This is a genomic window from Pseudomonas sp. SDO5215_S409, assembly GCF_054071325.1.
This window is the reverse complement of record NZ_JBSVWN010000040.1, coordinates 43,126-56,202: the sequence shown is the minus strand read 5'-3', so window position 1 is coordinate 56,202 and position 13,077 is coordinate 43,126. Positions and strand designations below refer to the sequence as shown.

Sequence of the window (13,077 nt, the reverse complement as noted above, 5' to 3'; positions counted from 1 at the left end):
ACATTGCCGCACCTTACCTGAGGTAGAGGTGTTGCACTCAGTTTTTGCGGCCGCCATGCGAAAAATTGTGGCTCACCATCAACAACAACCGAAAAATCTTCTGGTTGCTCATTATGAAATTCGGGGAAAACAACAATTAAATAACCAAACTCCGGATGCTTATGAGTGACTTGCGCCTATGCGATACTCTGCGAGAGTTAAAACCTGAAAAATGTCACCTAGCTTTACCTTTTTAGCCCTTTAAAAAAAATCCTTCATGTGCAGATTTTTTCAGCAGCTCGGCGCCGCAAATCAAACTCCCCCCATACTTAATTCGGTTTTTACAGACTATATAAAAAAGTAATGCTAAATTTTCTCATACACCACCTTCAACTCTAAAATATGTTTCAATCTTGAGCATTTCGCCTTTTGCACCTTATTGCATTCAAGGCAATACGTTAAACTGTGTTAATTCAAGTCCGACCATTGTAAAAGATGGTTTTCTATTGATGCAATTAAGAAGCTTGAAAAGCTATCCCAAGTTTTAGTGATCGAACTCTGACCTTCAAAAAACTGAAATACTGGCGGATCGTCAGAGACCGGTAGAAAATAATTAATTTCATATCCTTGATGCATGCAGAACACCTTAGCATCCGTAGGCAGCAAATCAGAGAGCCCTAACTCATCAAGCAACTCACCCGCCTCAAACTTTAGACTAAGTAATCTCGGATAAAATATATCAACACCACAAAAAATCTTACCAGCCGAACGCCCCGCAATCGTCAAAAACTCACGATATGCCAAAGGAACTTTACAACCAAAATATTGTTCGATTGATGCAATCTCCACTTCGGAGCAACCAACAAGAGTAGAATTTAAAATTACTCCCCGCAGCACTAACTCATGAAAAATATCCCGAACGCTTTTCATCTTGGCTTTCCTGTTTCTACTTTAACAATCACACCGGGGAACCTTTGTTGAAACTGACTTATAACCCCGCTGCATGAAACGCAAACTGGGAGCTCTGAGTAAATATTCACGACCCCTTGTGACGAGGGGGTTAGCTTATCTGCCAAACTCGACAATATTTTATACTCTGAGTCCATTGTCCGTGGATTGTTACCAGTTTGTATTGTGTCGAAGACCTGTGTTTTAGGGACATCAACCGTTCCTGGGCGCTTCGCTAGGCCGCTTACCCCTACAAGCTCAGCGCTTTGTCCATCAATTGAATACTCAGCAACAGCAATATTCCTACCGCTACCAATATTTAGCTCCGAGCGAACTTGCAGTGCCCGTTCAGATAATCTTGCTAATTCATTGGCGGCGGCAGCCTCTTGTGCACCACCCTTTAGAACAGCGCCAGCTCCGCCAAAAATCCCAAGCGCGGTCCCACCTACCGCAGCATCCCCACCCGCCATCTCCGCGGCGATGATACCCGCTTCACTGCACAACGCGGGAGCAAGCCCACACCCCATAGCCAGTTCCGGGATAATCAGAGCAAGACCAGGGGCACCAGAAGCATACGCCAAACCCTCGACAAAATCGTGACCGGGCCCCCTGTACCCATCCCCCCGTGCTAGAGACCGTTGAGCATCGCTCCTTTCCTCGGGTGTCGCCCCCTGCTGAACCAAATAGGCATCCCAACTGGCTGATGCCGCCCCAAAGCTGTCACTGAGCGGGAAAGATACTTCGTTGTTCTCAACGGCGTTCTTCGCTGTGCTGCCCGCTACGATGGCGCTGCTCGAGTCACCACCAATCAGGCCACCCACCAAGCCACCGGCCAGTGTCGACAATGCCGAGATTTTCTGTTTTTCAACTTCACTCAGCTCGCTGGCCTTCTTGCCCGGATAAAGTTGAGTTGCGAGCAACTCCCCGATACTGGCGCCGGCGGCTCCAGCCAAAGCCGAACCGTCCTGGGACTTGGCCAGCACAGCACCAAGAACCGCGTGGGCCATGATTCTGGCTTCGAGGTTATCACCGGTGCTCTCCTTGATGACTCCGGCCAGGTAGGGAGCCGACGCCCCCGCCAAGGCTTGAGCAATATTGCCACCCGCCAGCCCCTGAATAGCAGCCGTAACAGCCTGCGCGGCGCGTTGATAATTGCCCCCCGTGCCGTAATCACGCATGACCACGTTCGTAATCTGGTTGTCAATTTGCGCCTTTGTAGGCTCGGTGTTGCCCTTCTCGGCCAATTGCTGGCGAGCTATTTCGATCTTTTGAGGGTCCTTCAGCGCCTTGGCTGTTTCGATCGCGCCCTGGGTACGAATAATGTCTACTGCCTGGTTACCGATCTCACCAATCACTTGAGCCTGGCGCAAACGCTTTTGCTCTTTCTCTTTATCGAATATGGGGCTCAGGGCATTGTTCGCGTGCTCTACATCATGGCTTAGCGTAGCGACGTCCTGCTGTTGCTTATCCTTGTCACGGATGTTGATCTCCCCTGCCGAGACCGCCGAGTAGGTCGTGCTGCTGTCATGGCCGCTGTGGTTCGCCCCCGCCAGCAGCATGCTGCCCATGTTGCCCATGAACATCGATCCGGTATCACCCCCGGTCCCCCCACTGACGCCTTGGTGCTGGCTGCTGAAGTCAGCCTTGTTACCTATATCGGCCCAGCCCAGTGTTCCAGTGCTCAGCTTGTTTTGATCGGCACTGGCAGTGCTGGCGATTACCGCACCATTGAGTTGCGTGTGATCCCCAACGGTGACCTGATAGCCATCCTTGCCGGCAAACAGCCCGGTTTGCTCTTGAACGCTGTCGAATTTCGACTTGATTTTGTCCTGGCTGATGCTGAGCGATGCACTACCGGTCATGCTGAGAAACGTAAAGCTGGCACCGCCGCTGACGTTGGTCTGCTTGGAATCAAAACGATCGGAGTCTTGCAGGCTGGTCAGGGTGAGGTTGCGGCCAATATCGGCAACTACCTTTTGTGCCGTAGCCTGCGCACCTTCCAGTGTGGTGTCCCGGCCACTTTTGAGGTTCAGTTGGTTCCCGGCATTGACAGTGGTTTCTGCCCAGGCAGTCCCATTGCCTTTTTCCTTGCCGACACCACTGTTTGCGCTCGCAAAGATACTTAGCCCTGCACCGCCGGAGCTGGCACCCAGACTGACACCCACCGCTCCGCCACCACTCTTGTTAGAGCCTTCCTGTTTCTGTGTATTGCTTCCCGCACTCAGTTGAATGTCCCGGGCGGCAGTCATGGACACATCATGACTGGCCTGCAGCTTGCTGCCGACGACCAAAATATCTCCAGCGGTGGAGCCCGGCTGCCCATTCCCCGTCGCAATGATGGTCAGGTCTTTACCAGCCGTCAGGCTACTTCCCTGACTGAAGCTCTGCTCCTGAAGCTGCTTGGAGCTGGACTTCTGCGTCCCCAGTGAAAGGGAAATGCCCACAAAGCTGCCGGTTTGTGCACCGGAGTCCAGTGCCTGAGCGCCCTGCCAGGCCTGATACCCGGACAAGCCCGCCTTAATGCCCTGCAATGCCGCCAGGCGGGAGTCGTCTTCCTGCTTGGCGGCCTGGACGGTTTGTACTGCGGTATTGACCGCCCCACCCACGACACCGGACAACGCTAGCGTCAAACCACTTTTGCTACTCGTCTGAGCGGATTGAGTTGAGTGGGTGTTGGCAGCATCCGTGATGTAAACGTTTTGTCCCGCGAGGTTGATATCCTTGTCGGCGACCACGTCGCTGGCCTTGACACTCAGGTCCTCGCCCGCCGTGATATTGACGCTACCCAACACGCTGCCAACGGTACTGGCCTTTTCTGTGTGGGTTTCAGTGTTTTGCGAATAGGTATTCTTAGAGGAGCCTAAGGTCACGCCTATTCCACCAGAACTCATCAAGCCGGACTTGTTAGTCGACTGACTATGCTGGGCACTAAAGCTTTCGGTGCCACTTTCAATGCGGATGTCGTTGCGGGCCCGCAAATCGGTTTGTTCTGTTGAAACCACATTGCTGGCGGAAACAACAAGATCATGCCCCGCCTGGACCAGCGTCGTGTCTGCGCTCAGTGTTGCGCCTGTCAGCGTCGTGGCGCTGGAAGAATCACTGCTTTTCTTGCTGGTGCTGGAAAGCCCGAAACCACCGGACTTCGACTTGGCCGAAGCGTCGAACTGGCTGTTTTGCGCAGCGCTCAAGTTGACATCGTTGCCAGCCTGAACAACCAGGGCCCCCTTTTCGCTGTTAACGGATGAGCCCGTGATATTCACGTCATTAACAGCGGCAATCGTGGTCTTGCCCTGCGCTTCGATAACCGAAGAAACCACCTGCTCACTGCCGCTTTCCGTCATCGTTGATGACTTCTTGCCCCAAGCGCCTTTCTTGGTCTTGGAGTAGTAGGAGTAGTCACTGTTTGCCGCTGTTTCCAGCGTCAGATCATGACCGGCGTAAATGTAAGCCTCATTGTTCGATTTCACCCGGCTGGCGATCACGTCCAGGTCGTTACCTGCCACCAAAGCCACGTTGCCACCCGCCGAAACGCTGGTCGCAACCTGCTGAGTATGGTCCTCCTGGCGCGTCACCTTCCGCGTCTGGTCATAGACGTGCTGTTCATTCGCCGCCGAGGCCAGCGTCAGATCGCCGGTAGCCGTCATGGCCACGTCACGCTTGGCGTCGATCTGGCTGGCGATGGCGCTCAGATCTCGCCCGGCACTGAGCGATACATCGCGCCCAGTCGTGAGCGTCGAACCGAGTTGGGTGACTTGCTCGGTGTCGTGGCGCTTGCCGATGCTGACGGCATCGCGCTGTTCGGCGGCAATCAGGTTGAGGTCACGACCCGCGACAATCTGGGTATCACGACCGCCCTGCAGTACGCCGCCCTGGCTGGTGAAGTCACGGCCGGCACGTACGCTCAGGTCATTGGCCGCCTCGATACGGGCCGCGCTGTCGGCGACATCGCGATGGAGGGTGACATCACCGTTGCCACTGTCGATCCGGGTGACGCTGCGCTCGTTGATCACATCGCCGGTAGTGGCGGTGAGGCTGACATCGCGACCGGTGATGACACCGCCGGCCTTGTTGACGATGTTGTGTCCTGCCAGCAGATCCAGGCGGTTGTCAGCCTGAATCAGCCCCCTGTTGACCAAGTCGTTGCCAGCGCTGGCCGACAGGTTGTTGCTGGCACGCAGCGTACCGGCGTTTTCCAGGTCGTGACCGGCGATCAGTTGGACGTCGGAGCCCTGGACCAGGGCGCCATCAGCCGTCAGGCGGTTGTTGGCATTGGCCAGGTACAGCACGGGGACCAGCACCTGCTCGCCGTTGACCTCGGTGTTTTCCAGCCAGACGATGTCATGGGTCAGCGCCGCAACCTGTTCGGAAGTCAGGCTGACGCCGACGGCCAGGTTGAGCTGCTGCTTGCTCTTGATGGCGTTGTCCATCAAGTACTTGTAGAGCGCTTCGTCAGACGTCTGCCCGTCGATAAAGCGTTGCCCGGTCCGCGCCGTCACCGCCTGCTGGATCAGTTTCTGTTCGTAGAATCCATCGCCCAGGCGCTTGGCGCTCGCGTCCGGGTCATAACCCAGGTTCGAGAGCAGGTAGTCCGACCCCATGAACTGCTTGAGGTCAGTCAGTACCGGGTTGGTTTCGATCAGGTACTTCTGTGGGCTGGATTTACCCGAGGTGTCGGGCAAGCCCAGCACCCGATGGACCGCCTGGCCGCCCGCCGAGAACGGGACACTGCCCGCATCCCCGGGCGCGGCAACATTGATCACACTGCCACTGACGTTGCTGGCGGTGGTGGGCCGGGCATTCGCTTCAAGTTGCAAATCGCCTGCGCTGCCGTGAGTCGTATCAGCGGCTTGCAGGATGCGCGCCTGCGCACCACCGGCGCTTTGCTGGCGCTGAGCAGGGTTGACCGCCGTGGCGCCCATGGCCTGGGGGCCCATTGCCTGTACCGAGGCACCACCCTGCCCGCTAAGGCGGAACAGACCATTCTGGCCGGACGGCAGACTGAAGCCCGGCAAGGTCACCGGATTGACCTGCTGCTGCGCCAGGTTCGGCGGCAGTTGGTTGTTGAGCAGCACCACCGAAGGCAACACCTTCGCGGTAGCCGTTTCCTGCGAGCGCTGTTGCGTGACCTCGGGATGGGTGTATTCGACGACCGAGCTGTTGATCAGGTTTTTCGTCGCATTGATCGCAACACTGCCACCGGCCTGGATCACGGCGGCGGCCAGCCCGGTCCCCCCGGACGCTGCCGTGGTCGTGTCACCGATCAGACCACCGCCCCATGCCGAGGTGTAGTTGGTGAAGGCCTCGACCGAGATCGGTGTCGGCGTCGATTGGGCGTTGTAGGGCACGACATAATTGCTGATAAACGCGTAGTCGGAGCCCTTCTTGACCCAACCTGAGTACCACGTCCGGGTCCGGGTGGTAATACCGGCCACGGCGCCTTCGTTCGTCAGGTTATCGGCGCCGATATTGATGTTCCCGGCGGCGGTGATAGCGCTGTAACGGTTGACGACATCCCCGCCGTCGATCGTCAGGTTGCGTCCGGACTGCAGGCTGGCTTGCCGGGAGTCCTCATCGATGGCGCTCTGGAAGACTTCGGTCGCGATGTAGTTGGTCTGGCGATGTTTAGAGCCGGTGTAGTAGTTGTTAACGCTAATGCTGCCGGAGACAAAACTGCTCTTGTAGGTCAGTTTGTCCTTGCGGTTGAGTAGGCTCTGCGCCCGCAAGGTCATGTCACCCTGGGACTCGAGGCTGCCGGAGATGTTTTCCAGCAGGTTGGCGCGCGTGCCGTCGGCGTAGCCAGACACCATCAACGCACCCAGGCTGTAGATATCGCCCTGGTTGTTGGTCAGGGTATCGACCTGCAAGCCCATGTCACCGCCACTGAACAACAGTGAGCCGTTGTCATTGAGCAGGTTGTGAGTCTTGATCGACAGGTTCTGGGAACTGGCCAGGGTGCCGTTGTTGGTCAAGCTGCCAGCCACGACGCCAAGGTCAGCATTGGAAGTCAGGCGTCCCGCATTGCTCAGCAGGCCCTCCACATTGATCGTGGTATCACCGCCTCCCGCAATACTGCCCGCACTGCCCAGGCTGACCGAGGCCGCATTCAGTCCCAAGGTGCCCTGGCTGCTGTAGCGGCCATTACCGCCGTAGCTACCCGTCAGGTTCAAACTGGCCGTGCCATCACTGGCGATCAGGCCATCGTTGTTCCAGTTGCCACCGTTGCCGGTCAAGTGGGTGACGGCCAGCAACTGGCCGCCAGCCATCTGGTTCAGGGTGCCAACGTTGACGGTCAGTCGGCCGGCCTCGATCACACTGCTGTTGGTCCAGCTGTCCGCCGTCAGGGTCAGGCCGCCGCGGGTCGTTACGCTGCCACCGGCGTTGAGCAGCTTGTCGGTAGCGATATCGAAGGTGCCGTTACCCACATGCAGCAGGCTGCCACCCTGGTTCTGGAAGCCGCCGACATTCAGGGTCAGGTCGCTGTTGGCGGTTTCCAGCTTGCCGTTGCGGTTGTCGAACAACCCATCGATCTGGAAGTCGGTCTTGCCGCTGCTGCCCAGGGCGCGCAATTGGCCGGTCTGGTTGTCCAGGCTGGCAGCGCGCACGCTCAGGGTGCTGTCACTTTCGATGACGCCGAGGCGGTTGTTCAGGGCGCCGTTGAGGCTCAGGTCAATGCGCTGGCCGGCGATCTGGCCATCGTTGTCGCCGCTGTTGTCGAAGTTGTTGCCGGTGACCTGCACCAGGCCCTTGGCATAGACACCACCGTTGCGGTTGTCGAAGTCAGCGGTGGTGATCAGCGCGTCGCCGGTTTGCGCCGCGATACGGCCGCCGTAGTTGTCGATCCCGCCCAACGCGCTAAGGCTCAGGCCCTGGCCTTGGATGATGCCGCCCTGACGGTTGTTGTTCAGGTCGTAGCCATTTTTCAGGACGCCGACGATCCGGGTTTCCAGCGCACCCTTGAAGCTGCTCAGGATACCGCCGCGGTTGTCGAGGCTGGCCGCACGGGCGGTGAGGTTGCCGTTCTGGGCCAGCAGTTTGCCGCTCTGGTTGTCGAGGTCGCCGGTCACCGTCAGGTTCAGTGTGCCCTGCCCTTGCAGCACACCCTTGCTGTTGGCAAGACTGCCAGCGTTGACGCTGAGGTCGCCGTTCTGGCTGTAGATCAGGCCGTCGGTGTTGTTCTGCACAGCGCCGCTACTGATGATCTGCAGGTCGCCATTGGCGGCTACGGTGCCGCCATTGCTGTTGTCGAGGCGACCCGTCAACAGGCTGAGCAGGCCCTGGCTGACCAGTTGGCCGCCCTGGTTGCTGATCTGGCTGCTGCGGCTGATCACCAGCGGCCCGGCGCTGGCCAGCTTGCCGTTGCGGTTGCTCAAGGCGCCGAGCAGGTCGAGGGTGACCCCGCCGTTGCCGATCAGGGTGCCGTTGCTGTTATCCAGATCGGTGCCCGTGACGCGGATGGCCTGTTCGGCGCTGATGCTGCCAGCGTTGTTCAGGGCCATGGCTTGCAGGGTCAGGGCCGTGCCGCTGTCGATGGAGCCAGACTGGGTGTTGTCTAGCAGACCGGCGACGGTCAGCTTCTGATCGGCGCCGCTGGAGAGGATGCCGCCACGGTTGTCGAGGCTGTCGGCATTGACCGTCAGGGCCTGTTGACTGACCACTGCCCCCTTGTTGCCATTGAGCAGTGCGCCACTCAGGTTCACATCCAGGTTGCCGCTGCGGCTGGACACAGTACCGCTGTTGCGGTTGTCCAGGCTCGTCCCCTTGACGCTCAGGCCCTGCCAGCCGGAGATCAGGCCGTTCTGGTTGGTGAGGGTGTTGCCGGTCACGCCCAACTGGTTGTTGCTGATCAGCTTGCCGTTGCTGTTATCCAGGTTGCGAGCGGTGACGTCGAAGCTCTGGTTGCTGGAGACTTCGCCGTTCTGGTTGTTCAAGTCACGCAGGCGGCTTAAGGTCAGCGGGCCCTTGGCATTGAGCAGGCCGTTGCGGTTGTCGAAGTCGCCACCGGCGAGGTCAAGACGAATGGCCTGGCCGCTGAGCAGGCGGCCGCCGTTCTGGGTCAGGCTGGAAACGGATAGGTCGATATCGCCCTGGGCCGAAACCTCACCGCCATTGCTGGAGTCCAGGCTCATCGCCCGGATGTCCAACGCCGCCGCAGCAATCAGGCCCTTAAGGTTGGTCAGGGCCTGGTTGACCCGCAGGGTCACGGCCTGGTTGCTCAGCAGCTTGCCATTGCTGTTGTCCAGGCTGTCAGCGGCCAAGGTGAAGGCCTGGGTGCTGGAGATTTCGCCGCCCTGGTTGTTCACGCCCTTGAGGTTGTTGAGCACCAGCAGCGGCGCATTGATCAGGCCGTTCTGGTTGTTCAGTTGGCCCTGGTTCATGTCCAGTGTCAGAGCGCCGTTGCTGAACAGCGTGCCGCCTTGCTGGTCGAGTCCGGTGACGCTGGCGGTCAGGGTCTTGTCGCTGCCGATACGGCCACCCTGGTTGGTGACCTGCCCCGCCGTCAGTGTCAGGCGGTCGGCACTGGTCAGGCTGCCCGTGCTGTTGTCGAAGGCGCCGGTGGTCACGCCCACCGAGCCCTTGCCACTGATGACGCCCTGGGCACTGTTATCGAGGCTGGCGCTGTTGACGGTGATGCCACTGTCACTGACCAGACGTCCGCCCTGGTTGATCAGCGCGCCAATGGCCTTGGCCTTCAAGGCACCGGCGCTGGACAGGCTGCCGGCCGTGTTGGTCAGTTTGGCGGCGCTGACGTCCAGTTGCCCTTCGCTGCTGACCAGGCCTTGGCTGTTGTCCACGTCACCGGTCAGCGTCAGGCGGCTGTCCTGACCACTGATCAACTGGCCGTTGCGGTTATCGAGTGTCTGGCCATCGAGCGTCAGGCCGGTCTTGCCTTTGAGCAGGCCTTGGTTGCTGTTGAGAAGCTGGGCGCTGTTCAGGGCCAAAGTGGTATCAGCCAAAACCTTGCCGCCATCGCGGTTATCCAGGCGACTGGCGGTCATGCTGATGTCGGCGTTGGCGGAGAGCTCGCCAGCCCGGTTGTCGATCTGATCGACGTTGAGTTTCAGCGCTTTTGTAGCCCCCACCAGACCGTTCTGGCGGTTGTCCAGGGAGCTGCCGGTCAGGCTCAGGTCTGCGGTGGCGATCAACTGGCCGTTCAGGTTGGTAATGGCACCCGTGACAGCAAGGTCAGCCGGCCCGCGACTGCTGATCTGCCCCTGGCTGTTATCCAGGCTGGCGCTGCGGCTGTCGAGGGACGCCGCGGAGATCAGGCCCTTGACGTTGTTGAGCGCCTGCTCGATGCGCAAGGTCAGCCCCTGGTTGCCCAGCAGTTTGCCATTGCTGTTGTCCAGGCTCTGGGCGGCCAGTATGAAGGCCTGGGCGCTGGAGATTTCACCGCCCTGGTTGTTTACGTCCTTGAGGTTCTTGAGTACCAGCACCGGGCCGTTGATCAGGCCTGCCTGGTTGTTCATCTGGCCGTGGTTCAGGTCCAGACTCAGACGGGTCTTGCTGAAGAGTTCGCCGTTCTGCTGGTCGAGGCCGGTGACGCTGGCGATCAGGTCCTTGCCGCTGGCGATACGCCCGGAGGCGTTGTTGACCTGGGCGGCAGTCAGGTCCAAACCGTCATCGCTGACCAGGCGCCCCTCTTGGCTGTTGTCGAAAGCCCCGGTGGTCACGCGGACAGCGCCCTGGCCGCTGATACGACCTTTCTGGCTGTTGTCGAGGCGCGAGCTGGTAAGGGTCAGGCCGTGATCGGTGAGGATCGCACCGCCCCGGTTGAACACGGCACCGAGGCTGTCGATAGACAGGTCGCCGGCGCTGCCGATCTTGCCGTTGGTGTTGTCCAGACTGGCAGCCTTGAGGCTCAAGGCACCTTCACTGCTGAGCAGGCCGGTGTTGTTGAGCAGGGCGCCATCCAGGCGGATATCCAGCCCTTTGAGCGACGAGAAGGTGCCGCCGGTGTTGTCCAGGGCGGTGCCGCTCAGGCTGGCACTGCCTTTAGCAAAGAGCCGCCCCTGGGTCTGGTTGATCAACTGCGCCACGGTCAGCGCCAGGTCGGTTTCCGCCAGCAGCTTGCCGCCTTCACTGTTATCCAGGCGCTGGGCATCCAGCTTGACCTTGGCGCTGGTGCTGGAGATTTCGCCAGCACGGTTGTCGATCTGCCCAACGTCGAGGGTCAGGCCTTGAATGCTGGCGACGGTCCCGCCATTGCGGTTGTCGAGGCTCTTGCCGGTCAGCACCAGCGCGCCTTGAGCGACCAGCGCCCCGCCCTGCTGATCCAGCGCGTCGATAGTGGCCGTCACATTACCCTGGCTGGCGATACGCCCCTGGGCGTTGGTCACTTCCCGGGCCTTGAGCGTGACCGGTCCTGTGGCGCTGAGCAGGCCACCGCGGTTGTCCAACCGAGTACCTTCGTAAGCGACAGCCGCCTTGCCGAGCAGGTTGCCCTTGTCGCGGTTGTCCAGTTGCTCGACCAGTAGCCTGGCATCCTGGTCGGCCTGGATCAGGCCGCCACGGTTATCGACCGAGGCACTGCGCAGGGTCAACTGGCCCTTGCCAGCCAGGCTGCCACCGCGGTTATCCAGGCTGGCGGCCTTGAGATCAATGCCACCGGTGGCGCGCAGTTTGCCCTGTTCGCGGTTGTCGATGGCATCACGGACCGCGACGCTAAGACCACCACCTGCCGCCAGCACAGTACCGGCCGCACGGTTGTCGAGGCTGGCGGCGGTGAGGGTCAGCGCACCGCCGGAGCCCAGAGTACCGCCCTGGTTGTTCAGGGAGCCGCCGAGGTTGATGTTCAACCCCAAATCACCGGTGATCTGTCCCTGCACGTTGTCGAGGCTGGCGGCTGCCAACGTCGTGGTCGCGGCACTGGAGATCGAACCGCCACGGTTGTTCAAAGCCTGTGCGGCCGTGATCTTCAGGTCACGGCTGGCGATGACGCTCTTGCCGACGTTGGCGACATTCTGCCCCGTGATCTCGACGTCGCCTTGGGTATTGCGGCTGTTATCGGCGTTGACCCCGGCCTCGATGATGCCGTTGTTGGTCAGTTGGCCGCCGCTATTGAGCGTGATGCGGTCCTTGGCCACCAGGTTGTTCTGGTTGGTCAGGTCGCCCTGGGTGTTTACATTCAGCGCAGTACCGGCATAGACCGGCCCCTTGGCTTCCAGGCTCTGCGCCTTGACGTTGACCGCACCGGTCGCGGCCGCATCGACCATGCTCAGATGGCCGTTGGCATCGAGCTGGATATCGCCACCACTGGCAACCATCTTGCCGTCGAGTTTTACCCCGACACCGGCCTCAGTACCGACCAGCTTGATCGCACCGGCGTACATGCCGCCCAGCGCCGAGGAGTCGATCGCCAATTGCGGCGCGCTGGCCGGGTCGGCTGCACGCGCGGTGGCCTTGAGGGTATTGGCATCGACGTCGTTGGCACCGGCGATGATCGCCAGGTTCTTCGCCTGGATCTCGGCATTGAGCTTGGCCGAACGGGTGATGATCTCGAACCGATCGATGTTGTTGGCATTCAGGCCAGCGCCTTCAATGGACACGGTGCCCTGATCGACCTGGTAGCGGCTCACCTGGCCGTTCTCCACAACCGGCTTACCGGTGGTCAGCGTCGCCTGCGGCGTGTTGATGAAACCGCAGCCATTACAGGTAATGCCGTAGGGGTTGGCAACGATCACATGGGCCGACTGCCCCGCCACTTCGGTGTAGCCACGCAACTGGCTGGGGCTGCCACCATTGACCTCGTTGAGGATGGTGGACGCGGCACGCCCATTGAAGTTGCTGTTGCCGACAATGATCCCGCCCAGTTGCGTCGACTGGGTACGGTTCGTAGCGTTGTTGAGGATGACGCCCTGGCTGCCGACGTTGTAGTCCTGGAACTGGTTATGCGACAGGCCGCTGCCATTGGGCGCAGCGATATTGACGATGGGCACACCGTTGCCCGCCTGACCGAGCGTTGTCCCTGGAGCACTGACGACGATACCGTCCGCCTGGGCCCACATAGGCTGCCAGAACATGACGTTCGCCAGCAGGAAGACGAGCCCGCGCTTGGGCAGCCCCAGGAAGTGGTCACGGTTTGTCAGACCAGCAGAAGGCTGGCGCGCAAGGAAGGCGAACTGGCGAACGTCCATATCAGGAAATCTCGAG

Annotated in this window: 2 protein-coding genes; both read right to left on the bottom strand. The window is 59.8% G+C overall.

What is annotated here, in order from left to right:
* Positions 1 to 447 precede the first annotated feature (447 nt).
* Positions 448 to 909, bottom strand: coding sequence for an SMI1/KNR4 family protein (locus ACW9H9_RS19760; RefSeq protein ID WP_457344816.1), 462 nt, complete (start codon positions 907 to 909; stop codon positions 448 to 450).
* Positions 906 to 13,061, bottom strand: a complete 12,156-nt coding sequence (locus ACW9H9_RS19755; RefSeq protein ID WP_457344817.1) for a hemagglutinin repeat-containing protein — start codon at positions 13,059 to 13,061, stop codon at positions 906 to 908. Before ACW9H9_RS19755 ends, ACW9H9_RS19760 begins: the two co-directional genes overlap by 4 nt.
* Between the last annotated feature and the right edge of the window lie 16 nt (positions 13,062 to 13,077).

Coding starts and splice junctions, on each gene's coding strand:
- ACW9H9_RS19760 (WP_457344816.1), bottom strand. CDS start 909: ATGAAAAGCGTTCGGGATATTTTTCATGAGTTAGTGCTGCGGGGAGTA.
- ACW9H9_RS19755 (WP_457344817.1), bottom strand. CDS start 13,061: ATGGACGTTCGCCAGTTCGCCTTCCTTGCGCGCCAGCCTTCTGCTGGT.